The organism is Clostridium sp., assembly GCF_047777555.1.
In the GTDB taxonomy this organism is placed as follows: Bacteria; Bacillota; Clostridia; order Clostridiales; family Clostridiaceae; genus Clostridium_H.
This window is the reverse complement of the sequence record NZ_JBKEEV010000003.1, coordinates 348,909-374,652: the sequence shown is the minus strand read 5'-3', so window position 1 is coordinate 374,652 and position 25,744 is coordinate 348,909. Positions and strand designations below refer to the sequence as shown.

General features: G+C 31.2%; 27 protein-coding genes. 24 read left to right on the top strand and 3 right to left on the bottom strand.

What is annotated here, in order from left to right; genetic code table 11:
- The first annotated feature begins 79 nt into the window (after positions 1-79).
- Positions 80-733, top strand: a complete 654-nt coding sequence (gene spoIIR, locus ACFWTK_RS07840; protein ID WP_415875445.1) for a stage II sporulation protein R — start codon at positions 80-82, stop codon at positions 731-733.
- Here spoIIR and ACFWTK_RS07835 read toward each other — a convergent pair.
- The gene (locus ACFWTK_RS07835) at positions 730-1,893 is read right to left on the bottom strand and encodes an MGDG synthase family glycosyltransferase (RefSeq protein ID WP_415875444.1); all 1,164 of its coding nucleotides are present in this window, start codon (positions 1,891-1,893) and stop codon (positions 730-732) included. The genes spoIIR and ACFWTK_RS07835 overlap by 4 nt on opposite strands.
- 136 nt (positions 1,894-2,029) lie before the next feature.
- On the opposite strand from ACFWTK_RS07835, the gene ypeB reads away from it, so the two are divergent.
- Positions 2,030-3,388 carry a germination protein YpeB gene (gene ypeB / locus ACFWTK_RS07830; protein ID WP_415875443.1) on the top strand — a complete coding sequence of 453 codons (1,359 nt, stop codon included), beginning with the start codon at positions 2,030-2,032 and terminating at the stop codon, positions 3,386-3,388.
- Between the two features lie 107 nt (positions 3,389-3,495).
- On the opposite strand, the gene ACFWTK_RS07825 is transcribed toward ypeB, so the two are convergent.
- On the bottom strand, positions 3,496-4,911 hold the full coding sequence (locus ACFWTK_RS07825) for a potassium/proton antiporter (RefSeq protein ID WP_415875499.1): 1,416 nt from the start codon (positions 4,909-4,911) through the stop codon (positions 3,496-3,498).
- Between the two features lie 254 nt (positions 4,912-5,165).
- Between ACFWTK_RS07825 and ACFWTK_RS07820 the strand changes: the two genes are divergently transcribed.
- From ACFWTK_RS07820 to rho, 10 genes are all read left to right on the top strand, one after another.
- Positions 5,166-6,872: a methyl-accepting chemotaxis protein gene (locus ACFWTK_RS07820; RefSeq protein ID WP_415875442.1), complete on the top strand. Its 1,707-nt coding sequence runs from the start codon at positions 5,166-5,168 to the stop codon at positions 6,870-6,872.
- 111 nt (positions 6,873-6,983) lie between these two features.
- Complete coding sequence (locus ACFWTK_RS07815) at positions 6,984-8,015, top strand: D-alanine--D-alanine ligase family protein (protein WP_415875441.1); 1,032 nt, start codon at positions 6,984-6,986, stop codon at positions 8,013-8,015.
- 30 nt (positions 8,016-8,045) lie between these two features.
- Positions 8,046-9,029 carry a tRNA 4-thiouridine(8) synthase ThiI gene (locus ACFWTK_RS07810; protein ID WP_415875440.1) on the top strand — a complete coding sequence of 328 codons (984 nt, stop codon included), beginning with the start codon at positions 8,046-8,048 and terminating at the stop codon, positions 9,027-9,029.
- Positions 9,030-9,044: 15 nt separating this feature from the next.
- Positions 9,045-9,461 carry a DUF1934 domain-containing protein gene (locus tag ACFWTK_RS07805; protein WP_415875439.1) on the top strand — a complete coding sequence of 139 codons (417 nt, stop codon included), beginning with the start codon at positions 9,045-9,047 and terminating at the stop codon, positions 9,459-9,461.
- Between the two features lie 153 nt (positions 9,462-9,614).
- Positions 9,615-9,908 (top strand): ribose-5-phosphate isomerase, encoded by a 294-nt coding sequence (locus tag ACFWTK_RS07800; protein WP_415875438.1) that lies wholly within the window; start codon positions 9,615-9,617, stop codon positions 9,906-9,908.
- A 174-nt stretch (positions 9,909-10,082) separates the two neighbouring features.
- On the top strand, positions 10,083-11,696 hold the full coding sequence (locus ACFWTK_RS07795; protein ID WP_415875437.1) for a CTP synthase: 1,614 nt from the start codon (positions 10,083-10,085) through the stop codon (positions 11,694-11,696).
- Between the two features lie 261 nt (positions 11,697-11,957).
- On the top strand, positions 11,958-12,554 hold the full coding sequence (locus tag ACFWTK_RS07790; RefSeq protein ID WP_415875436.1) for a cysteine hydrolase family protein: 597 nt from the start codon (positions 11,958-11,960) through the stop codon (positions 12,552-12,554).
- Between the two features lie 213 nt (positions 12,555-12,767).
- The gene (locus tag ACFWTK_RS07785; RefSeq protein ID WP_415875435.1) at positions 12,768-13,775 is read left to right on the top strand and encodes a S66 family peptidase; all 1,008 of its coding nucleotides are present in this window, start codon (positions 12,768-12,770) and stop codon (positions 13,773-13,775) included.
- Positions 13,776-13,911: 136 nt separating this feature from the next.
- Positions 13,912-14,256, top strand: coding sequence for a hypothetical protein (locus tag ACFWTK_RS07780; RefSeq protein ID WP_415875434.1), 345 nt, complete (start codon positions 13,912-13,914; stop codon positions 14,254-14,256).
- Between the two features lie 179 nt (positions 14,257-14,435).
- Positions 14,436-15,893 (top strand): transcription termination factor Rho, encoded by a 1,458-nt coding sequence (gene rho, locus ACFWTK_RS07775; RefSeq protein ID WP_415875433.1) that lies wholly within the window; start codon positions 14,436-14,438, stop codon positions 15,891-15,893.
- A gap of 20 nt (positions 15,894-15,913) precedes the next feature.
- Here rho and rpmE read toward each other — a convergent pair whose 3' ends face one another.
- The gene (rpmE, locus tag ACFWTK_RS07770) at positions 15,914-16,129 is read right to left on the bottom strand and encodes a 50S ribosomal protein L31 (RefSeq protein ID WP_415875432.1); all 216 of its coding nucleotides are present in this window, start codon (positions 16,127-16,129) and stop codon (positions 15,914-15,916) included.
- Between the two features lie 321 nt (positions 16,130-16,450).
- Between rpmE and ACFWTK_RS07765 the strand changes: the two genes are divergently transcribed.
- From ACFWTK_RS07765 to ACFWTK_RS07710, 12 genes are all read left to right on the top strand, one after another.
- Entirely contained in the window at positions 16,451-17,056 is a 606-nt protein-coding gene (locus tag ACFWTK_RS07765) for a thymidine kinase (protein ID WP_415875431.1), read from the top strand.
- Positions 17,057-17,098: 42 nt separating this feature from the next.
- The gene (locus ACFWTK_RS07760) at positions 17,099-18,070 is read left to right on the top strand and encodes a DUF1385 domain-containing protein (RefSeq protein WP_415875430.1); all 972 of its coding nucleotides are present in this window, start codon (positions 17,099-17,101) and stop codon (positions 18,068-18,070) included.
- Positions 18,071-18,109: 39 nt separating this feature from the next.
- Positions 18,110-18,961, top strand: coding sequence for a peptide chain release factor N(5)-glutamine methyltransferase (prmC, locus tag ACFWTK_RS07755; RefSeq protein ID WP_415875429.1), 852 nt, complete (start codon positions 18,110-18,112; stop codon positions 18,959-18,961).
- Between the two features lie 75 nt (positions 18,962-19,036).
- Complete coding sequence (locus tag ACFWTK_RS07750; RefSeq protein ID WP_415875428.1) at positions 19,037-19,657, top strand: HAD family hydrolase; 621 nt, start codon at positions 19,037-19,039, stop codon at positions 19,655-19,657.
- Between the two features lie 135 nt (positions 19,658-19,792).
- A complete protein-coding gene (gene prfA / locus ACFWTK_RS07745; protein ID WP_415875498.1) occupies positions 19,793-20,869 on the top strand; it encodes a peptide chain release factor 1 in 1,077 nt (358 codons plus the stop codon).
- A 31-nt stretch (positions 20,870-20,900) separates the two neighbouring features.
- A complete protein-coding gene (locus ACFWTK_RS07740; protein ID WP_415875427.1) occupies positions 20,901-21,476 on the top strand; it encodes a hypothetical protein in 576 nt (191 codons plus the stop codon).
- Positions 21,477-21,523: 47 nt separating this feature from the next.
- Positions 21,524-22,255 (top strand): ZIP family metal transporter, encoded by a 732-nt coding sequence (locus ACFWTK_RS07735; protein WP_415875426.1) that lies wholly within the window; start codon positions 21,524-21,526, stop codon positions 22,253-22,255.
- Positions 22,256-22,339: 84 nt separating this feature from the next.
- A complete protein-coding gene (locus ACFWTK_RS07730; RefSeq protein ID WP_415875425.1) occupies positions 22,340-23,395 on the top strand; it encodes an L-threonylcarbamoyladenylate synthase in 1,056 nt (351 codons plus the stop codon).
- Between the two features lie 11 nt (positions 23,396-23,406).
- The gene (locus tag ACFWTK_RS07725) at positions 23,407-23,850 is read left to right on the top strand and encodes a low molecular weight protein arginine phosphatase (protein WP_415875424.1); all 444 of its coding nucleotides are present in this window, start codon (positions 23,407-23,409) and stop codon (positions 23,848-23,850) included.
- A gap of 59 nt (positions 23,851-23,909) precedes the next feature.
- On the top strand, positions 23,910-24,359 hold the full coding sequence (gene rpiB / locus ACFWTK_RS07720) for a ribose 5-phosphate isomerase B (protein WP_415875423.1): 450 nt from the start codon (positions 23,910-23,912) through the stop codon (positions 24,357-24,359).
- A 36-nt stretch (positions 24,360-24,395) separates the two neighbouring features.
- Complete coding sequence (upp, locus tag ACFWTK_RS07715; RefSeq protein WP_415875422.1) at positions 24,396-25,025, top strand: uracil phosphoribosyltransferase; 630 nt, start codon at positions 24,396-24,398, stop codon at positions 25,023-25,025.
- Positions 25,026-25,233: 208 nt separating this feature from the next.
- Positions 25,234-25,722, top strand: a complete 489-nt coding sequence (locus tag ACFWTK_RS07710; protein WP_415875421.1) for a deoxycytidylate deaminase — start codon at positions 25,234-25,236, stop codon at positions 25,720-25,722.
- The last annotated feature ends 22 nt before the right edge of the window (positions 25,723-25,744 follow it).

The window sequence follows — 25,744 nt, the reverse complement described above, 5'->3', positions numbered from 1 at the left end:
AATGTATATATTTAAAACAGTGTGTCAATAATTTCGAATATAGGAGATAAATCGTATAAAAAAATGGGGGACAAGTATTATGAAAAAAATAATTGCTATTATGGTTTTTTTAACACTATCATTAGGAATTATACTAGGAGTTTCTTATATGAGAGCTGATGCCAGCCAAAAAACAATTGCAAATAAACTGATAAGATTTCACGTTATAGCTAACAGTGATACTACAGAGGACCAAGCTTTAAAGTTGAAAGTAAGAGATGAAGTTTTGAAATATATAGCTCCAAAACTTAAAGAAGCAAAAAATATAAATGATTCAAGAAACATATTAAAAGCAAATGATGAAGTTATAAAAGAAATTGCTAAGAAGGTGGTTAGAGAAAATGGGTATACTTATACTGTTAATACATCATTATCTCATGAAAATTTTCCAGTTAAGAGCTATGGAAATATAACATTACCAGAAGGAAATTATGAAGCTTACAGGATTATAATAGGAAATGGAGAAGGACATAACTGGTGGTGCATAATGTTTCCCCCTCTATGCTTTGTAGATGTAACAAGAGGAGAAATTGCCTATGATGAAACAGAAAGAGAAATGAAGTCTGTGTTAACAGAAGATGAATACAAACTCGTTGATAATAAGAATGAAGATATTGAAAGCAATGATATAAAATTCAAATTTAAGATTGTAGAAGATATAAAGAATATATATAGAAAAGTCCAGGAAGATTAATTTTTCTGGACTTTTATGCTGCTTATATGATTTGATAGGTTATCTTGGTATAGGCAGTACATTAAAGTATATATATCATCTCCAGAATGAGGTTTTATGTAGTTTGTGTAGTTTCGCTTAATTCTTTCTAATAAAAAAGGATTTTCTAATAAATCTTTAACAATTTTATTACAATTTTTTATATCATCTAAATAAATTCCTAAATTGTGCTCGGTTAAAAACTTAACATTTTTTTCTTCCTGACCAGGAATTGGAGAAAATAAGACAAGAGGTACAGATGAAAGCATAGCCTCTGTTACTGTTATTCCACCTGGTTTAGTAAAGAGCAAATCAGAAGCCTGCATATATTTGCTTATTTCATTGGTATACTTAAGAATCCTAATATCTTTATAAAAGTTAGTCTTTAGTTTTACTAGTTGTTTATAAAGCTTAATATTTTTTCCTGTTATAACTATTATTTGTATATCATTTTCTATCCTATCTAATTCCTTGCAAAGTTCTAAAATCTTGCCCATACCTAAACTGCCGCCCATTATTAAGATAGTAAATTTGTCAGGAGATAAGTTCAGAGAACATAAGGTTTGTGTTTTGTCATATTTTTTTAAAAATTCTGGGTTAACAGGAATACCAAGGCTATAAACTTTGTTCTCATCTATTCCTTTTTCAGAGATATCCTTAATCAAGCTTTTATTAGCTGTGATATATGCATCTATACCTTCATGAAGCCAAAAATGATGGGGAGCATAATCTGTAATTATGGTAATTATAGGTACCTTTAATTCTAATTTTAGCTTAAGTATGGATAACATTTCAGTAGGTATAGGATGAGTCGATATTATGGTATCTGGCTGAAAGTCATCTATGAGCTTTTTAAGCTTAATTGATAACAAACTATTAAATTTAGAATTTAATTGTAGAGATGAAGGCTTATTATTAGAATCTATGACATAATACAATTTCCTATACAAACTTGGCTTAATTTGAAGCGCCTTTAAGTAGCTGCCAATGATTATTTTATTTAGGACGGGGCTTATATAAGTTAGAGTATCAACAATCATAACATCTGAAGTTTTATCTTTTGATAATATGTATTTTTTCATGGCTAAAGAGGTTTGATAGTGACCTTCACCAGCAGAAATTGAAAAAATCAATGTTCTCATTTTTTTCACTCTTTCTTTAATATTAATGTAATTGTGCTGTGCTACTAGTAGTATAACCAAAATGTATAACAATAATTATTAGAACAAATACTATTCATAGGAATTTTATGATAATAAATGGGAGGAAACATTAGATATGAATAAGAAAAGAATCGTCTATACTATAGCGGTAGCTTTTATAGTAGTTTTTTCTACTACTTTTGCTATTTTAATGACGCTTGAAAGAACGGATTACAGGAATTATCTTCAGGGCGAATATTCTAAAAGTATGTATCAACTGATTGATTCAGTAAAAAATATAAAAACTGATTTAGCAAAATCCGCAGTAATAGGATCTAAGGAGCAGGGTCTAATAGCATTTGGAAATATCTCTAAATATGCAGACTCAGCTAATGATAAACTACATTCTCTTCCTATACCTCAGGAGGATTTAGATGGAACTAGCAAATTTCTATCCCAAGTAAGTGACTTTGCTTACAGCCTTGCAAGAAGTTCATCTCAAGGGAAAGCTTTATCTGATAAGGATTATGAGAACATAGAAAATTTAAAAAATGAAGCTGATTATTTGCTAATTCAACTAAATGAGATTCAACAAGATATAAATGAAGGCAAAGTTAAATGGGGAGAGGTGAGAAAAAAAGCTAGTTTAGGATTAAATAAATCTGAAACAAATTTACTATCTAGTAAATTTAAAAACATACAAAACCAAGTAGTACGATATCCAGCACTAATATATGATGGACCTTTCTCAGAAAATATTTTAGAGGTAAAACCAAGGATTTTACAAGAGAAAGAGATTACAGAAGCTAATGCTAAAGACATTGTGAAAAAGCTTTTAGGAACAGATAAAGTTCAATCTATAACAAGAAGAGAGGATGGAAAGACCAAGATACCTTCCTATAGCTTTAATGTGTCTTTAAAGGGAAGAGAAGAAGGAGAAAATGTTGTATGTGAAATAAGCAAAAATGGAGGAAAGGTTGTTTATTTAATAGATAATAGAGGAGTAAATAAAGCAAAGATAGATGTAAAAAAGGCTGCTTCAATTGGCAAAGATTATTTGCAAAAGCTTGGATATAAGAATATGGAGTCTACTTATACAATGAAAGCTGATAATACTGTGACTGTAAGCTATGTATATCATGAAAATGATGTGGCTATTTATCCAGACCAAATAAAACTGAAAATAGCTCTAGATAATGGAGATATACTTGGAATAGAATCACAGCAATATCTAATTTCTCATGTTGAGAAAAGAGATATACCAAAGCCTAAAATTTCAAAAGAAAAAGCAAGGGAGAAGGTTGGAAAAAATCTAAAAATAACTTCAACAAATTTAGCCATAGTACCAACTGAAACTGATAAAGAAGTTCTTTGTTATGAGTTTGTTGGAAAATGTAAAGATGATGATTTCATTGTTTATATAAATGCAGAAAATGGATATGAGCAGAATATTCTTCAAATCATAAAAACAAAAGATGGAGAACTAACAATTTAGAAATGAATTAAAAGGCAATTTATTTGTAGTGGGATATTTATGACTGAGAATTGAGAGTTATTGTAGTTTCAAAGTGGCGAAACAATATTCACTCTCAATTCTTAATTTTAAATAGCTTGAAGTTTTTGCAAATCATTAGCAGCCAGAACTAAAATGTCTCCTGCCTTTATAACTGAGGATCCCTTTGGAATGATGACTTCATCTTTTCTTTTTATCATAATTATGAGTACATCTTCAGGTATATTAGCATTCATAATAGTTTTATTTTTCAAAGGACTATTTTCTTCAATAACTATTTCTACTAATTTTGTATGCACTTCATTTTCGTAATCATTAAAAGTTTTAAATACAGATGATTCTTCTTCAACTAAATCTAGTTTTTTTGATATTGTGGGAATTAATGTTCCTTGAACAATAATGGAAAATAGAGCGATTATAAAGACCGTATTAAATAGTTCATTTGCAACAGAAAGGTTGTTTGTAAGGGCATAGGTTGCAAACACTATAGAGGCAGCTCCACGAAGACCTACCCAAGACACGAGCAATTGTTGTTTTATTGGAGTTTTAAACCAACTGAGTATACTAAAGATTGCAACAGGACGAGCAACTAAAGCCATAAATATTGCAACTATAAAACCGTTTGTAAAAGCTGATGGAAGTTGAGATGGAAAGACTAACAATCCTAATGTAAAGAATAAAACAATCTGCATTAACCAGGATACACCATCAAAGAAATGGACAAGATTTCTTTTGTATGGAATCTTACTGTTTCCAATTACAATTCCTATTATATAAACTGTTAAAAAGCCATTTCCCCCTAAAATTTCGCTCAAAGAGTAACCAAGCAATGTTAGTGATATTACAAGAATTGAGTATAATCCTTCTACATTTAGATGAATCCGTTTTAAAACTAGCACTGAAAGATATGATATAACAAAACCAATAGCAATACCAAATAGTATCTGACGAGATAACATTCCTATTATTGATTGCTGGCTATTATTTGTAATTAAGGAAATAACAACTGTAGTCAACATATATGCTATAGGGTCGTTACTTCCGCTTTCTATTTCAAGCATGGAAGCAAGTCCGCCTTTCAGATTTAAGCTTTTAGATCTCAATATAGAAAATACAGAAGCAGCATCTGTAGAAGATACTACAGCTCCTAAAAGCATTCCTTCAAGAAGGCTTATATTAAGTATAAAATGAGAAAATACGCCAACTAGGATTGCTGTAAATACTACTCCTAAGGTTGCTAAAAGAATAGCTTGTGATGCTATAGGTTTTGCTTCATTCCAGCTTACACCAAAGCCTCCATAAAACATTATAAATACTAAAGCTATACTACTAATCTGCTGAGCAAAAGTGGAATTATCAAAATATATTCCACCTATACCATCGGAACCAAGAATCATTCCTAGGATTAAAAAGATTATCAGTGTAGGTATACCGAAACGATATAAAAGTTTACTGGAAATTACGCATATAAGCAACACTATGCCGCACAGCAGCAGAGTTTTAATCATAAAATCCCCCCTTTATAAATAAAATATTAGAATTTCTATATAAATTGTAATATATTATATTATAATTATATATTATAAATAAGCAAGTTTGCCAATTAAATCTTAATGTTTAAAAAAAATTTACGAAAGTATAATAAGTGATCAAATTTTATTTACAATGTTAAAGAAACATATAATTAATTGTGAATAACATAATATGAAAGCAAAATGATAAATATGAAAATAAAAATTTAGAAAAGGTTGTGGTTTTTATGCGAAAAATAAAAAGTATAAAGATAAAGATAATGCTGCCCATTATATGTATGATGGCTATTTTTATGGGAATTATGGTTAATCAAATTACTTCTCTAAGGAGTAATTTGGAAAAGGTAAAAGAAATGAATAATAAGGCATTTGCTATGTTAACAAAGTCAGAAGAGCTAAAACTAAATGTTGTACAAGTACAGCAGTGGCTTACAGATATTAGTGCCACTAGAGCAGCAAAAGGATTAGATGATGGCTTTGATGAAGCAGAAAAACACGCACAAAATATTGAAAAACTCTTTGATGAGCTTATAGAAATTAATCCAGATAGTAAAAGAAATATTGAAAAGATAAAAGAGGATTTTCAACCTTATTATGAAGCTGGAAAGAAAATGGCTAAGGATTATATTGAAGGAGGACCAGAGAAAGGAAACCTTACAATGCTTCAATTTGATAAGGAAGCTGAGAAGATAAATGAATCAGTAGACGCATTTAAAAATGAGGCATATAAAAGTATAAATGATTATATTTCTAATATAGAAAGAACTGTATATTTTTTAATAGTTAAAATATTAATTTTAGTTATTATAGAATTTATTATTTTTATTATGGTTTGGAAATATATTTCAAAGGGAATTATAAATCCTGTAGGGAATGTTTTAACCAAGTTAAAGGATATAGCTAATAGCCAAGGAGATTTGACTAAGCAAGTTGATGTAATAAGTGATGACGAAATAGGAGAGTTGGCTAAAAATATAAATGCTGTACAAGACTCTTTTAGAAATATTATTAAAACCATTATAGGGGAATCTGTTGAAATAGAGGATATAGTTAATAAGACTAATAATAATATGTCCAACCTAACAAGGGAAATTGAGGAAATATCTGCAGCTACAGAAGAGATATCTTCAAGTATGGAAGAGACAGCGGCCTCTACAGAAAGTATGGTGGGTACTGCTGAAACAATAATGGAAGTTATTGATTCTATAGATATAAAAGCAAAGGAAGGAACTTCTGTAGTAGAGGAAATTAGGTCAAGAGCTAGTGAGCTAAAGGAGAGTGCAGAAATATCACAAAAAAGTGCAAGACAAATAGGAACTAAGATAAAAGAAGAATTAGGTGATGCTATAGAAGGCTCTAAAGAAGCAGAGAAAATTAACTTACTAGTGGATTCTATACTAAAAATTGCACATCAAACTAATCTTTTAGCGTTGAATGCAACTATTGAAGCAGCTACTGCGGGGGAAGCTGGAAAAGGCTTTACTGTAGTAGCTAAAGAAATTGGAAAGTTAGCTGAGAGCTCAAAAAATGCTGTAAATGAAATTAGTAAGGTTACAGAAAAAATCATAAGTTCTGTTGAACATCTAACAGAGAGTTCTAAGGATGTTATAAAATTCATTGATACGGACATTATTAAAGATTATGAAGTTCTTGCGGAAATTGGAGATAAATATTATAAGGATGCCGAATATATGAGAGATTTTATTTTTAGTTTAAGTGATGCATTAGATCAAATTACGGAGAAAATAAGTGATATAGTAAAATCTATAGAACAAATTTCTAGCAGTAACAATGAGATGTCTAATGCCACTCAAGGTATGGCAGAAGGTACAATTATAATTGTAGATAAATCTAATGATGTACTTAAATCTATAAATAATGCTAAAAAAAGTGTTGAAAAACTTATAAACATGGTATCAAAGTTTAAAGTTTAGTATCTTGAAGTGCGCTGTTATTTGGATTAAAATATAGTAAGTGTTTAAAAATAAGATTGATATTAAGCTGATTTTACTTGTCAAGTATAAAGCTGTGAGGGAGATGAAGTTATGAAGAAGAAGGTAGCTATTCTTTTTGGAGGACAATCAACAGAGCATGAGGTATCACGTGTTTCGGCGTCTTCGGTATTAAGAAATGTTGATTTAAGCAAATATGATGTATATCCAATAGGTATAACTAAGGATGGAAAATGGTTTGAATATACAGGAGCAATTGATAAAATCGAAAATGGGGAATGGGAAAAAGATGAATTTTATAAATCTCCAAATGGTCAAGAGATACTTTTTAACAGAGAAGTTGATGTAGTTTTTCCAGTAATGCACGGATTATACGGAGAAGATGGAACAATACAAGGTTTATGCAAACTTTTAGGTATTCCTTGTGTAGGTCCTGGAGTTATGTCTTCAGCTGTATGTATGGATAAAGTTTATACAAAATATCTTCTTGAGAATTTTGGAATAAAACAAGCAAATTATGTAATAGTAAATGCTTATGAATATAGAAAAAGTAAGGAAAGTTTATTAGAGGAAATTGAAAATAAGTTAGGATATGCAGTATTTATTAAACCTTCAAACAGTGGTTCTTCTGTGGGTATAAGCAAGGCTCGCAATAGAGAAGAACTAGAGAGAGGACTTGAAGAGGCATTAAAATTCGATAGAAAAGTTTTGGTTGAGGAAGCCATTAATGCAAGAGAAGTTGAGGTGGCTGTATTAGGAAATGATGAACCTACAGCTGCAACTCCAGGAGAGATAATTCCTGCAAATGAATTTTATGACTACGAGGCTAAATATTCTAATGCGGAATCTAAACTTTTAATTCCAGCAGCTTTAAGCGAAGAGAAGCTTGAGGAAATAAGACAGCAGGCTATTAAAATATATAAAATTTTAGATTGTGCAGGTTTAGCAAGGGTTGACTTTTTAGTAGATAAGGAAACAGAGGAGGCATATCTAAACGAAGTGAATACTATACCAGGATTCACTAAGATAAGTATGTATCCTAAGATGTGGCAGGCAGAGGGTAAATCTTATGGAGATTTAATAAGCGAACTTATAGAACTTGCCATTGAAAGAAATAACCTATAATGATTTATAGCAACTAGAAAGGGGAACAATATGACAAGAGCATTAGCCCTAATATCTGGGGGATTGGACAGCATATTAGCTGCAAAGTTAATAAAAGAACAAGGAATAGATGTTATAGGAATAACTTTTAAGTCATACTTTTTTGGTCCAGACAATGCCATAAGAATGACTAATCAAATAGGTATACCTTTAGAAATTGTAGATTTTTCTGATGAACATTTTAGTATGACCAAGAATCCTAAACATGGACATGGAAAAAATATGAATCCATGCATTGATTGTCATGCTATGATGATGAGATATGCTGGGGAATTATTGGATAAGTTTGAGGCGGATTTTATTATAACAGGAGAAGTATTAAATCAAAGACCTATGTCTCAAAATAAGTCTTCTCTAAATATAGTAAAAAAAGAATCTGGATTTCCAGATAAAATATTAAGACCCCTTTCAGCAAAAGCGCTTCCTCCAACAGAAATGGAGTTAAATGGATTGGTAGATAGAGAGAAACTTTTAGGAATAACAGGAAGAAGCAGAAAAATTCAGATGGAGCTTGCAGAAAAGTGGGGAATAAAGGATTATCCATCTCCAGCTGGCGGATGCAAGCTTACAGATCCTAATTTTTCTGTAAGACTCAGAGAACTATTACAGCATAAAGAAAATCCTACCCAAAGAGAAATAGAACTTTTGAAAATAGGAAGACATTTTAGAGTTTCTCAAAATGCAAAGATTATATCAACTAGAACTGCAGAAGAAGCAAATTTCCTAAAGAAATATTTAATAGAAGAAGATTTAGGATTTTTAGTTAAGGATTTCAAAGGTTCTATGGTGGTTATAATAGGAGATGCATCAAAAGAAGACATACACTTTGCAGCTAAGGTTGCCGGAAGATATTCTAAAGGCAGAGAAGAGGAAACCTTAAGTGTTATTTATGGAAAGTATGGAAGTCCTTATAACAAGTCCGTAAAGGTAGAACCAGCTGCGGAAGAAGAATTGAGCAGATATTTAATAGTCTAGGAAGGTAGGTTGGATATGCAAAAGGATGCAATTATATCTGTAGGAAGCAAACAGGTTGGAAATGAAGATGAAGCCGTAGAAGTTATAACCAAAGGAAAGTTCTATAAGAAAAACAATTGCTATTATGCAGTTTATGATGAAACAGAAATATCAGGGATGGAAGGCACCACAACTACCTTGAAAATTAAGCCAGATAAGTTTACTCTTATAAGGATGGGAAGTACCAATGCAAAAGTGGATTTTAAAGATAAAAGTAGTGATATATCCATGTATGATACTCCTTATGGAGCTTTAGAACTTGTGATAAAAACAAATAAGCTGGATATAAATGTGGATGACAATGGTGGTAAGATTTCTATAGACTATAATATGGCATTAGCTGGACAGAAACCTTTAAAGACTATATTAAATATAGATATAAAAGTAAAATAGTTATATAAAATACAATTAAAACATTAGTTCATCCAATTCACAACTCACTTAGTATACTCTTTATGTATGCTGAGTGAGTTTTTATTTTAAAAATAATAAGTATAAGTTTAAATTTAGGTTTTATGGATAATAATCCTAAATGAGGTGAAATTTATGTATATGATGGAAAACTATGAAAAAGTAATAGAAATAATATGCTCTATGAAAGGTATAAACAGAGATGAACTTTTTAAAATATTACAAGATAAGGAACTTAAATATCTTTTCTTTTTACTTTTGAAAAAGTATAAATGTGATGATATGAATAAAATCAATGAAGATTTTTCTATAGATAGTAGAAGAATTGTAAATTACAATGTAAAAAAAGCTCAAGAAAAGTTTTTTATAAATAGAGAGTTTAGAGAGGCGTATTTTCAAGCGGAAAAGAGAATTGAAGAACTTAAGTAGATAATAAAAATTCAAAAAATACAAAAAAGACTAGCATAATTATAAAAATTATGATATCATATTATTTATGTTTTTGATTTTACCATATAGCATCCCCATTTTATGGGGTAATTTTTATTATAAAGGTTTATAAACAATATGTCAATAGTTTTTTATATCAAAGGAGGAATTATATTGAATACTAAATATGTATTTGTAACTGGAGGAGTTGTGTCTTCTCTAGGGAAAGGAATAACGGCGGCTTCACTTGGAAGATTATTAAAGAATAGAGGATTAAAAGTTTCTATACAGAAATTTGATCCATACCTAAATATAGATCCAGGTACCATGAGTCCTTATCAGCATGGTGAGGTTTTTGTAACTGATGATGGTGCAGAAACAGATTTGGACTTAGGGCATTATGAAAGATTCATAGATGAAAATTTAAGCCAAAACAGCAATGTTACCACAGGAAGAGTATACTGGTCTGTACTTCAAAAGGAAAGAAGAGGAGATTATTTAGGAGGTACTGTTCAAGTAATACCACATATAACAAATGAGCTTAAGTCAAGGGTTTATAGAGTAGCTAAGGAAAAAGATGTGGATGTGGTTATAACAGAAATAGGTGGAACAGTGGGAGATATAGAATCTCAGCCATTTTTAGAAGCTATAAGGCAAATAAAATATGAAGTTGGACGTGAAAATGTATGCTTTATCCATGTAACATTAATACCTTACCTTGGAAAGGCTGGAGAGATTAAAACTAAGCCAACGCAGCATTCGGTTAAGGAATTGAGGGGGATTGGTATTCAGCCGGATATATTAGTATGTCGTACAGAAAAGCCTTTGTCAGATGAGGTAAAAGAGAAGATCGGATTATTCTGCAATGTAGATGCAGATGCTGTAATACAAAATTTAGATGCTGAAAATCTTTATGAAGTTCCAATAATGCTTCATAATGAAGGACTAGATACTTTGGTTTGTAAAAAACTAGAATTAACTTGTAATGAAATAGATAATACAGAGTGGTTAGAAATGCTTAATAAAATTAAGAACTTAAAAGAAAATGTAACTATAGGTCTTGTAGGTAAATATGTGGAGCTTCATGATGCTTATCTTTCAGTTGTAGAAGCATTAAGTCATGGAGGATTTGCTAATGATTCAAATGTGGAAATTAAGTGGATTAATGCAGAAGAAGTTAATTCTGAAAATGTAGATAATTATTTAGAAGGTATAGACGGCATCTTAGTTCCAGGAGGCTTTGGAGATAGGGGAATAGAAGGGAAAATAGAATCTATAAAATATGCAAGAACTAAAAAGGTACCTTTCCTTGGAATATGTCTTGGAATGCAGTGTTCAGTCATAGAATTTGCGAGAAATGTTTTATCATTTAAAGATGCTAACAGTTCAGAAATAGATGAAAATACCACTCATCCAGTGATTGATTTAATGCCAGAACAAAAAGATGTAGATGAAAAAGGCGGTACTATGAGACTTGGAATTTATCCTTGTAAGCTTGAAGAAGGTTCTAAGGCTTTTAAAGCCTATGGAGAGCAGGTAATTTATGAAAGACATAGACATAGATATGAGTTTAATAATGAATACAGAAAAGAAATCACAAAAGCTGGACTTAAGATTACCGGTGTTAGCCCAGATAATAGGCTGGTTGAAATAGTAGAAGTTGAAGATCATCCTTGGTTTGTAGCAACTCAATTTCATCCAGAATTTAAATCAAGACCTAACAGACCTCATCCATTATTTAGAGATTTTATAAAGGCAGCGTTGGAAAATAAGAAAATTGCGCAGTAATTTTCTTATATGTAACATCACCTATGAGATTTGCATTTAGGAAAGCTTCTAAAGCTTGTTCAATGCTTTCTACAATGCAAATCCTATAGATGATGTTCCTATGTTAGTGTTATGGTTAGGATATAAATTAACTATAATTTATTACACAATTGTAAGAAATGTCGAACTTGTAATAATCAATTTCCATTATTTTTATTAATAATATCATTTCAATTGGCGGTATAATATTCATATGACTATACATTTAAGGGAGAGATTATTATGCTAAAGAAAAATGAAACAGCATTAATAGTTATTGATATGCAATATGGTGGTGGCGCTCCTGATGGATCACTAGTAAAGATGCTGAACGTTGATGTAACAAAGCAGGAAGATATAGTAACACCCATAGTGAAATTAAAGGATTACTTTAATGAAAATGGTATGCTAGTTGTAAATGTTAAAACTGAATATAATGAGGACTTTAGCGACTGGGAAATGCTTAATGAAAGATTTGAAGTGAGAAAATATAAGCATTTTGTTAAAGGTTCTTTAGACGCAGAGATTATCCCTCCGTTAGCACCGCGTGAAGGAGAAGAACTGGTAGTAAAAAATAGATGGGATGCATTTTTCAATACTAACTTAGACGAGATACTTAATAATAATGGTATTAAAAATTTAATACTTGTAGGAGCTGCAACAGATGTTTGTGTGTTTGAAACCTGTAGCCATGCTTTCTCATTAAATTATAACTGCATTGTGCCAATTGAAACTACAGCATCATTTAATGCTGAAAGAAAGAAAATTGGTCTTGAAATGCTCAGTTTTGGAAGAAGTAAGATAGTCAATGTAGAAGAAGTATATAATATGTTTGAATAGAACTAGAACATTAAGCATTAACAGGGATGTAGCATCATACATCGCTGAAAATCCATGACTGAATATTAGGTCGTGGATTTTTCACTTATATAATACTAATATTGAACATTCCACTCGCACCATAGGTGCCTTCCCACTTCTCCACTTAATAAAAATGCTGTACACATTGTAAATGTGGTGAACAAGAGACATTGTGTTTAAGGGGGAGTAAAAATGAAATATGTAGATAAATTAAAGGCTGGTGACTCTATAGGTATTTTTTCACCATCTTCACCCATAACATATTCATGTCCTAAAAGATTTGAACGAGCAAAAAAATACTTGCAAGAAAAAGGGTTTAAGATTATAGAAGGAAATCTTACAGGAAAACATGATTTTTATAGGTCTGGAAGTATTAAAGAAAGAGCAGAAGAATTAAATGAATTAATTAGAAATCCAGAAGTAAAGTGCATTATGTCTACAATTGGAGGAATGAACTCAAATTCCATTCTTCCATATATAGATTATGAAGCTTTTAAAAGAAACCCTAAAGTAATAGTAGGATATTCTGATGTTACTGCAATTTTACTTGCTATATATGCACAAACTGGAATAAATACATATTATGGACCTGCATTAGTGGCTTCCTTTGGAGAGTTTCCACCTTTTGTTGACTATACATATAAGTATTTTAAGGAAATTACTATGGATAATATAAAAATTCCTTATGTCTTTGAAACACCTGAATATTGGACAGAGGAATACATTAATTGGGAAACACAAAGTAGGAGCAAGAAAAAAAGAAAAAATGAATGGATAACAGTTTATAATGGTGTTGTTAAGGGTAGAGTTATAGGCGGGAATTTAAATACAATTGAAGGAATATGGGGAAGTAAGTATATGCCTGAAGTAAAAGATGGAGATATACTTTTTATAGAAGATTCTTTAAAGGATATTGCAACAATAGAAAGAAGTTTTTCTCTTTTGAAGGTAAATGGTGTCTTTGACAAGATTTCTGGAATAATCCTTGGAAAGCATGAGCTGTTTGACGATTTAAAGACAGGCAGGAAACCATATGAAGTACTATTAGAAGTGTTAGAAGATAGAAAGATACCATTCATTGCAGATTTTGACTGCTGTCATACCCATCCAATGTTTACACTACCTATAGGATGTGAGATTGAACTAAATGCTACTGATAAGAAAGTATCAATAATAAAAGATTGGTTCAATTTTACATGATAGGGTATTATTTTGGTATGGCTTAGGGTATAGAGAAATTAAAATTAGTTCACCCTTTTCTTAGTTTCTTTAGATTGTTTTGAAGGAAATATTAAATAGATATAGAATTTATTTAATATGATGGGGGTGAAAATAATTGTTAATAGATACTGTAGTTACTGCAGCATTTAAAAATGGCTTGGGTCAGTATGATATGAAAAGAATACACATATTTAATATTACAGATATAGACAAGTATTTCAAACATATAGAAGCTATTTTTTTGTCAAGTAGAGAAATCCAGCTTAACGTTAAATGTCCCATGTGTGGAGAAAATCATTATTATTCTTACGACATTTCTCACCTTATAAATGGCAGTATGGTGATTGGAGGATGTGAAAAGATAGGATACCCTATATTCTTTATAGGAGATAAAGAAAAAGTTGAAGAAAAGATAAATAAATATAAAGAAGTAAATGAAAAAATATATGCAATGTTCTAATAAATTGAATATGTTTTAAGTAATCTGTCAATATTATATACAGATTACTTTTTTATTTTGAAAAAAGTAGATAAAAAATAAAAAAAGGAGTATAATCTAATAGGTATTGCATATCAAATATTTTAGTCTAAACTATTTCCCAAGGATTATATATATAATAAAATATGGAGGTGCTATTTTTGACCAATAAAGATTTAAATTCTATGACGGTTGTTGAACTGAGAAAAATAGCTAAAGAATTAGAAATTGTAGGAAGTTCAAAATTAAAGAAAGCAGATCTTATAGAAGAGATTATTAAAAAATCTCCAGCTTCTATAAATAAAAATGGAGTTGTTTTAAGAGAAAAGATAAGTCCTAAAAGTGCACATAGTGTAGAAACTGAAGCTAAAGGAGAAATTAAGGAAAAGACTGAAAACGTACATATAGAAACTAAAGTGTCAGAAGATATTGATGAAATTGACGAGACGGAAGGCAATGTAGAGAAAGGGAAAAATCTGAAGGAAATTATAAGTGAATCTGATAGTGCAAAAGGTGTCCTAGAGATTGTTGAAAATAACAATTATGGATTTTTGAGAGGAGAAAATTATCTAACAGGACCTAAAGACATATATGTATCACCATCTCAAATAAGAAGATTTAATTTGAAAACTGGAGATGAGGTAGAAGGAAAAATCAGAACAGCCAAAGAAGGAGAAAAGTTTCAAGCTCTAATATATGTGGAGAAAATAAATGGAGAGAATCCAGAAAAGGCTGTAAGAAGACAGAGATTTGAAAAGTTAACACCTATTTATCCAAATGAAAGAATAAGGTTGGAAACAAGTCAATCAGACTTATCTTCAAGGCTTATGGATATAATTTCCCCTATAGGGAAAGGTCAAAGAGGAATAATAGTTGCTCCGCCAAAGGCTGGAAAGACTACACTTCTTAAAAAAGTTGCTCACAGTATAGCCACAAATCATCCAGAATCTAAGTTAATAGTGTTATTAATAGATGAAAGACCAGAAGAAGTTACAGATATGCAAAGGTCTATTAAAGGTGAAGTTATTTACTCTACTTTTGATGAAGAACCAGAGCATCATACAAAAGTTGCATATATGGTGCTTGAAAGAGCTAAAAGAATGGTTGAACAAGGGCAGGATGTTATAGTACTGTTAGATAGTTTAACAAGGCTTTCAAGAGCATATAACTTAACTATTAATCCAACTGGAAGAACTCTATCAGGTGGACTTGATCCAGGAGCTCTTATAATGCCTAAAAAGTTCTTTGGCGCTGCAAGAAATATTGAAGAAGGTGGAAGTCTTACAATACTTGCAACAGCTCTTGTGGATACTGGAAGCAGAATGGATGATATGATTTTTGAAGAGTTTAAAGGGACAGGTAATATGGAAGTCCATTTAGATAGAAGATTGGAAGAGAGAAGAATATTCCCTGCTATAGACATTTATAAGTCAGGAACTAGAAGAGAAGATTTGCTTTTAACACCAGAGGAATTAGAAGCTGCCTTTACTATAAGAAAGGTTCTTTACAATGAAAATAATACAGCAGCTGTAACAGAAAAGCTTATTAATTTGCTTTCAAAAACAAAGGACAATAAAGAATTCTTAGGAATGTTTAATAAAGAAAAATGGGAAAGATAAAATCTTTCCCATTTTTTTAACTATTTGTTGTCTGCTTTTAAGTTGTACTTTCTCATGAACTTTTCAACTCTTCCACCTGTATCTAGAACTTTTTGTTTTCCAGTATAGAATGGGTGGCAGCTAGAACATACATCGACTTTAAGTTCTTTTTTAGTTGAACCAGTAGTAAAAGTGTTTCCACAAGCACATTTAACTACTGCATCGTGGTAATATTCAGGATGTAATCCTTCCTTCATTATATTTCACCTCGCTTAAGATATTATTCTTTGGTAGAATAATTCAAACCGATTTGTCAACTCTTAGAATTATAGCATAACATAAGTTAAATATCAATAAAAAATGAGAAAAATAAAGATTTACAACCTCTATATATAGCTTTGGAATAGCAATATAAATGAAAGTGTGTTAATATAGCAGTACTAAAGAAATAATTCTATAATGCTATTCATACTTACATTAATAAACAGGCTAAGAAAGTCAAAGAAATGTACATGGTAAATGAATTAGTGATATAATAAGTTGTTGTAACAATTATAGTCTGGAGGATAAAAGTAAATATGAGTAAACTATATTTTAGATATGGAGCTATGAACAGTGGAAAATCAACAAACTTATTACAAGTAGCACATAATTATGAAGAAAGAGGAATGAAGGTAATAATTATAAAACCTAGAACTGATACCAAAGGCGGTAATACAGTGGTTTCCAGATTAGGTGTAACAAGAAATGTAGACATGTTATTGGGTAAGAATGAGAATATATATGAAAAAGTAGAGGAATGGTGTGAACAAAAAGGAAAGGTTCACTGTATATTAGTAGATGAGGTTCAATTTTTTGCAAAAAAGCAGATAGATCAACTTTTTGAAATTGCAGTAAAAATGGATATTCCAACTATATGCTATGGTCTTCGTACAGATTTTCAAATGAACGGATTTGAAGGCAGCACAAGACTTCTTTTGCTAGCTCACAGCATAGAAGAATTAAAAACTATATGTGCTTGTGGTAAAAAAGCTTTACTTAATGGAAGAAAAGTAAATGATGAGTTTGTATTTGAAGGAGAACAAATAGCAATAGACAATCAAGATGACATTAAATATGAGGCACTTTGCCCTAAATGTTATTTTGAGTATAAGGATAAGTATATGCGTAGAAAGGTAAAATAAATATTACTATTAATTATTAATTATTAGAAAAGGGGTGAGAATGTGGCTAGGAAAACTTCAGTTGGAGGACAGGCAGTAATAGAAGGAGTAATGATGCGTGGAAGCAAAGGGGTAGCTACTGCTGTTAGAAAAAGTAATGGAGAAATAGAGATAGATTTTAAAGAATGTTCACCTATTACAAAAAAAAATAAGCTGTTTTCTTTTCCTGTAATAAGAGGGTTTGTAACGCTTATTGATTCTTTGATTTTAGGAGTGAAAACTTTAAATTATTCCGCATCTTTTTTTGAGGAAGATGAGGATAAGGAGCCATCAAAATTAGATATATGGATGGAGAAAAAATTTAAAGGGAAAACTAATGACATTATAATGGGAATATCTCTAATTTTCTCTTTAGCTCTATCTATATTATTGTTCTTTATAATTCCTACTTTTGCAGCTAGCGGATTTAAGAAGTTGAGTATAGAAAATACCATAGTTTTAAATATACTTGAAGGGGTAATAAGAGTTTCCATATTTTTATTATATATCTACTTAATAAGTAAGATGGAGGATATTAAAAGAGTATTTCAATATCATGGTGCGGAGCATAAGACTATATTTTGCTATGAAAATGAAAAGGAATTAACTCCAGAAAATGCAAAACAGCAAGGAAGATTGCATCCAAGGTGTGGAACTAACTTTTTATTTTTGGTTATGATGGTAAGCATTATACTATTTTCTTTGACAGGATGGAACTCTATATGGGAGAGGATACTATATAGAGTGCTACTTTTACCAGTAGTTTCGGGAATCACTTATGAAATTATAAGGTGGATGGGTAAAAGTAATAATGTAATAAGTAAGATTTTTTCTTATCCAGGTCTTATGTTGCAAAAGCTTACAACACAAGAGCCGGATTTAGAACAGCTTGAAGTTGCTATACAATCTCTTAAAGTAGCAGAAGGAATTGAAACAGTTGAAAGTCTTAAAGAGCAGAGGAAGAGTACAAAGGACAGTACAGAAAGCCATGAATAAAAATAACGCTGGTTACTAAAAAGTGGGTGGTGATATTTTTTGAATATAAATCAAGCTTTAAGGAAGGCATATGACATATTGAAATCCGCTGGCATAGATACTTACATGCTGGATGCTCAATTACTTCTTCAGAAAGTTTTAAATAAGGATAAATTATTTATAACTATAAATAGAGATTTTGAAATTAGCCTTGAGGAAGAAAAAGAATACTTTGATATGGTAGAGTTAAGAAAAAATAAGATGCCTGTTAAGTATATATTGGGCGAATGTGAGTTTATGGGATTAAATTTTAATGTAAGAGAGGGAGTATTGATTCCAAGGCCGGATACGGAGATTTTAGTAGAAGAAGTTATAGAAAGAATAAAAGAAAATGACTATAGAGAAATTTGTGATGTTTGCTGCGGCAGTGGAGCTATAGGAATTTCCATAGGAAGATTTGTAGAAGATACTAGAGTTTACTGCTGTGATATATCCGATATAGCTTGTCAGGTCACCGAAGAAAATATAAATAAATTGGGGATGCAGGATAGAGTAAAGATTTTTAAAAGTGATTTACTAGATGAAGCTATAATAAAAAATAGAAAGTTTGATGCGGTAGTTTCTAATCCACCTTATATAAAAGAGGAAGTTATACCTACTCTTATGGATGATGTTAAGAACTATGAGCCTCATATTGCCTTAGACGGAGGAAAAGACGGTTTAGATTTTTATAGAAAGATAACAGAGCAAAGCCTTCAAGTTTTAAATAAGGGAGGGCTTTTAGCTTTTGAAATAGGTTATGACCAAGGAGAGGAAGTTCAAGCTATTTTAAGAGATAGAGGGTTTACAGATGTTAAGTGTATTAGGGATTTGGCTGGACTTAATAGAGTTATAACAGGAATAAGAATCTAAGTTTAAATTAATTGTTATATTTATCTATTGAGACAATGGGATACAATGAAGTTAATCTAGAAAGTGGAGGTTATCATGAAAAATATAATATTTGATGTTGATGGTACCTTATGGGATACAACAGAAGTTGTGACAAGATCTTGGAATAAGGCGATTTTAGAAGTAGGAGGAACGTCTGCTAGAGTAACTCCTGATATATTAAGAAAAGAGTTTGGAAAGCCTGTAGATGAAATAGCAGATGATTTATTTTATGATGTTAATGAGAAACAAAGGTATTTTTTAATGAATAAGTGCTTTGAATATGAACATGAGGCTTTAAAAGAAAATATGGATAACCTATTGTTTCCAGGTGTGAAAGAAACCATTGAAAAACTTTCAGAGAAGTGCGGTTTATTCATAGTTAGTAACTGTGAATCTGGGTACATTGAATTATTTATGAAAAAATCAGGAGTTGAAAAATATATAAAGGACTATGAATGTTTCGGAGATACATGCAAGTCAAAGGGAGAAAATATAAAACTTGTTATAGAAAGAAATAATTTAGATGATGCAGTGTATGTAGGGGACACACAGGGAGATTATAAGGCAGCTATGTTTGCTGGAGTTCCTTTTGTATTTGCAAAATATGGATTTGGCGATGTTGAAAACTATGATTTTGTCATTAATGATATAAAAGAAATATTAGATTTATGTTAAGGGTAACATAGTGGCAAATTCGATAAATTGCGTAGAAGTTTTCTAGTGTTGTTTGCCATCAATTCGCAATTGTCAATGAATAATTATTTGTGTTATAATAGTTAAATGTGAAAATAGAGATTACGGAGTGATAAAATAATGTTAGATAAATTGGATTTTATAGAAAATAAGTATGATGAATTATCTATAAAAATAAGTGACCCTAGTGTGATGGCTAATCAAAATGAATGGAGAAAACTCTGTAAGGAGCATGCGGAGCTTGAGGTTATAGTTAATAAATATAGAGAATATAAGAAAATATTAGAAGATTTAGAAGCTAACAAAGAAATGCTGGCAGAGGAAAGCGACAAAGAGATGAAAGATATGATCCAAGAGGAGATAAAATCTCTTGAAGAAGCTAAAGCAAATAAAGAGGAAGATTTAAAAATAGCACTTCTTCCAAAGGATCCTAACGATGATAAGAACGTATTTATAGAAATAAGAGCTGGTGCTGGTGGGGAAGAAGCTGCCTTATTTGCATCTAATCTTTTTAGAATGTATACAAGATATGCTGAGCGTCATGGATGGAAAGCAGAGTTTATGAGTTCAAACGAAACTGATATTGGTGGATTTAAAGAAGTTGTATTCATGCTAAAGGGGCATGGGGCTTACAGTAAGATGAAGTTTGAAAGTGGAGTTCACAGAGTTCAAAGAGTTCCAGACACAGAATCCAGCGGAAGAATCCATACATCTACAGCAACTGTTGCTGTACTTCCAGAAGTTGATGATGTTGAGATAGAAATAGACCCTAACGATTTAAAAATAGATGTATTCAGAGCCTCAGGTAACGGTGGACAGTGCGTTAACACTACAGATTCAGCTGTAAGAATGACACATATTCCAACAGGAATGGTAGTTTCTTGCCAAGATGAAAAATCTCAGCTTAAAAATAAGGAAAAGGCTTTAAAAATATTAAAAGCTAGACTTTACGAAAAGGCAGAGCAGGAGAGAAATGCAGCTATTTCTGCAGATAGAAAGAGTCAAGTCGGCAGCGGAGATAGAAGTGAAAGAATAAGAACTTATAACTATCCACAAGGAAGGGTTACAGACCACAGAATAGGAGTTACTGTATACAAACTAGATGCCTTTTTAGATGGAGAAATGGACGAAATAATAGATGCTCTAGTAACAGCAGAACAAGCTGAAAAAATGAAGAATATGGGTAACGAATAATTATAATATTAATAATTATAGAGGTGTAGTTATGAACATAAATAAGGCCATTAGAAAGCAAAAAAAATCTATTAAAAGATTTATGCTATCTATGGGCTTTATTTTCATTTTGCTTCCAACTGCCGCATATGTTTCTAAAATATCTTCCTTGTTTTTACTTATATATTTAATATTGATAGAAGTTTTCATAATTGCTGTTGTATTAGTCAGACTCAATAGAGAAACTTTAAAATTTCAATATGTAAGTAGGCTGAAGATTCAAAACGGTATTCTAGGAGATAATTACAGTATAGAATGCAATAAAGTAAGGGCTGTACATTCTATAAATAGAGGAAAAGCATTAGAAATAGTAGTCATATTAAAATCAAGATTTAGAAATAAAAACATAAAGAAAGTGGATAGTAATTTTTTAAAGAACAATAGCTGGGCTGATATATATTGTAAGGATATAAAGGAAGATAGTAAAACAGAATATTACTATATAATAATAAATAGAGGTGGATATATTAAATACAAGTTTTTAGACTCATTATATAGAAACTGTACGAGAGCTGATTTTACAGAAGAGGCTATAAAAAGAATAAAAGAATATAGAATTAAAGAATAAACTCCCTTTTTCTGAAATAGTATAAATTAGGAATAGGGGGGTTTATTTTGGATAAGCAAGTTATTTTAATAGTAACCTTTGCCAGTTTGCTTTCACTGGCAGGAACAATGATTGGCGCATCTATAGGCATAATAATAAGAACACCTTCTAAAAAGGTGATAGGAGCTATAAATGGTCTTGCATCAGGGCTCATGCTTTCTATAATTATGCTCGACTTAATTCCAGAAGCTGTAGAGAAGATAAACTTTTTTAATACTATTACTTTTTCTATAATTGGAATTTTTATTATTATGTTAGTTGATATGCTCAGTGGGAACGAAGGAAGATTTTTTAGCGACACTCATACTAAAGCTGCATTTATGGCTGCATTAGGTCTTATGATTCATAATTTCCCAGAGGGGATTATTATGGGAGCTGGTTTTTTAGCTAATGCCAGCCTTGGAATTAAGATGAGTGTGCTAATAGCCATTCATGATATACCTGAAGGAATAGCAGTTTCAGCTCCTCTTATGGTATCTAGAGTAAAGGTATCAAAAATACTAAACTATGCATTTATAACAGCATTTCCTACTTTAATTGGAGCTGGAGTTGGAATGTACATAGGTAATATTTCAGATATAGTTTTAGGAGAGTGTTTAGCCATAGCTTCTGGAATAATGCTTTACGTAGTTTTTGGACAAATGCTTCCAGAATCTCTAAGATTATGGGATGGCAAAGCTGTAACTTTTAGTATACTACTAGGGCTAATATTAGGACTTGTAATTACTAATGTGTTGTAATAAAATAATCGGTAAGTAAATATCCTAAATTTATAATTTACCAATGATCTGTTAAAAAAATTTAAAGTAAAGAAGTGAAGATACATGAATACAAAAGTGGAATATTTAGATAGTGACATGCCGGATAATGAAATAATAAAGAAAGCAGGAGAGGTTATAAGAGAGGGTGGACTTGTAGCATTTCCTACAGAAACTGTATATGGACTTGGAGCAAATGCTTTAGATGAAGAAGCAGTAAAAAAGATTTTTATTGCTAAGGGAAGACCTCAAGATAATCCTCTTATTGTGCATGTAGCAAATACTGAAATTGATGATTTAGTAGAGGAAATTCCAGACATTGCAAAAAAAATGATGGATAAGTTTTGGCCAGGACCGTTAACATTAATAATGAAAAAATCTTCTAAGATTCCTTATGTAACAAGTGCGGGACTTGACACTATAGGAATTAGAATGCCTTCAAATACTGTAGCTAACAAACTAATTAAAGAATCTGGAGTTCCTATAGCAGCGCCTTCAGCTAACATATCTGGAAAGCCTAGTCCAACTAACATAGAAAGATGTATAGAAGATTTACTTGGAAAAGTTGACTATATAATAGGTGGAGAGAAGTGTAATGTAGGATTGGAATCTACTATTGTAGACTGCACTGTAGAACCTCCTTGTGTGTTAAGACCAGGCGGTGTTACTTTGGAGATGCTTAAGGAAATTCATAAGGATATATATATAGACCCTGCCATTATGAAAAAGCCTGAAGGAGATTTTAGACCAAAAGCTCCAGGAATGAAGTATAGGCATTATGCACCAAAAGCTCCAGTAAAAATTATTAGCGGTAATTTGCAAAAAACTATTGCAAAAATTAACGAAATGGTGCAAAATTATATGGATGCTGGTAAAAGAGTTGGAATTATGGCAACTGATGAAAGCATAAAAGATTATCCTAAAGGCATAGTTAAATCCTTAGGAAGCAGAAAAGATTTAAGAAGTGTAGGTAAAAACTTGTTCAGGACTTTGAGGGAATTTGATGATGAAAATGTAGACATAATATTATCAGAGGCTTTTGAAGAAAAAGGTATAGGTATTGCTGTTATGAACAGGCTAAAAAAATCAGCTGGTTTTGATATAACCTATATTAATGATTAACGGAGGGCAGTATGAAGATTTTATTTGTTTGTACAGGAAATACATGTAGAAGTTGTATGGCTGAAGCTATATTCAATAATATATGTGATATAGAAGATATAGAAGCATATTCTGCTGGAATTTCTATTGTACCTGGAAGCAAAACTTCTAAAAATACTGCTATACTTGTCAAGAAAAACCTTGGGGTGGACATTAGTAAAAGAAATGCTGTTCAGTTAACAGAAGAGCTTTTAAGGGAAAGTGATCTTATTTTAACTATGACTTATTATATGAAGGAAATAATATCCGAAGCTTTTCCAGAATATCAAAACAAGGTATATTCTCTAAATGAATATATAGGTTTAAAAGATGATATATTAGACCCATACGGTGGTGATATGAAAACATATAATACTACATTTGATGTTTTAAGCAAAAGTGTAGAATTATTGTTACATAAATTAAAAGGAAGATAGTGGCAAATGCTGCAAGTATCTTCTTTTTTTGTATAAAATATAATTTAGGAGGGAGCATTATGAAGATAGCTATAGGATGCGATCATGGTGGATTTAAGCTAAAAAATGCGGTTATTGAACACTTGCAAAAAAAGGGATTAGAAGTTAAGGATTTTGGAACATATACAGAGGAATCTTGTGACTATCCTGAATTTGCTCAGAAGGTAGCAGAGGAAGTTGTAGCCGGAAACTATGAATTTGGTATAGTTATATGTGGAACAGGAATAGGAGTTAGTATAACAGCTAACAAGGTTCCAGGAGCAAGGGCGGCTTTATGCCATGATACATTTAGTGCTCACGCAACTCGTGAACATAATAATGCAAATATACTAGCTATGGGAGAGAGAGTTATAGGTGTAGGCCTTGCTTTAGATATAGTAGATACTTTTTTAAGAACAGAATTTGAAGGTGGAAGACATCAAAGAAGAATTGATAAAATTAAAGAAGTAGAGAAAAAATATTATAAATAGAACAAAATATATAAATTTATTAGGAGGAATTTTTTTATGGGTAAGGTAACACAAATTGCACATCCTTTGATATTACATAAATTATCTATCATAAGAAGTAAGGAAACAGGTGCTAAGGATTTTAGAGAACTTGTAGAAGAAATAGCTATGCTTATGGCATATGAGGTTACACGAGATTTCCCATTAGAAGAAGTAGAAATAGAAACACCTATATGCAAAACAAAGGCTAAGATGCTTTCAGGAAAAAAAGTTGCAATAGTACCAATACTAAGAGCTGGTCTTGGAATGGTAGATGGTATGTTAAAACTTATACCAGCAGCAAAGGTTGGTCATATAGGACTATATAGAGATGAAGAAACACTAAAACCTGTAGAATACTTCTGCAAGTTGCCTCAGGATATAAATGAAAGAGAAATTATAGTTACAGATCCAATGCTTGCAACAGGTGGATCAGCTATAGATGCTATTAATGCTTTAAAGAAGAGAGGCGCTAAAAATATAAGATTGATGTGCCTTGTATCATCACCAAATGGAATTAAGGCTGTAATGGACGCTCATCCAGATGTAGATATATATACAGCAGCTATAGATGAAAGATTAAATGAGCATGGATATATAGTACCAGGTCTTGGAGATGCAGGAGATAGACTTTTTGGAACTAAATAATATATAATAAGAAAGCTAAGTTGTAATTAATTTATTGCAATTTAGCTTTTTTATTTAATTTAAAATAAGTATATTATACTAAAATCAAGATTCTACAAAAGATATTCTTTATTTAAAGTTTTTTATTAAATCTTTCAATTATTTCGTTTATGGTATAGAATAATATAGAATGGAACTGTTATAAGTTTTTTAGGAGTGAAAATAAGACATGGATAGAATAGATAAACATAATTATTATTTGGACATTTGTGAGACTATATTAGAAAGAGGAACTTGTATTAGACGTAATTTTGGAGCAATAATTGTAAAGCATGATGAAATCATATCATCAGGTTATTCAGGAGCTCCAAGGGGAAGAAAAAATTGTTCTGATTTAGGATATTGTAGAAGAGAGGAATTAAAAGTCGAGAGAGGAACTAGGTACGAGCTTTGTAGATCGGTTCATGCGGAACAAAATGCAATTATATCTGCGAGAAGGCAGGATATGATAGGGTCTACATTGTACTTGGTTGGAAGAGAAATGTCAAATGGAGAATTTGTAAAAAATGCATCACCATGTTCTTTGTGCAAAAGATTCGTAATAAATGCTGGTATAACTAGGGTGATTATAAGAGACACAAAGAAAGATTTTAGAATCATAGATGTTCAAGAATGGATAGATAATGATGATTCACTAAAAGGGGATGGATCATACTAACAAAAGGAAGGTTAAAAAATGA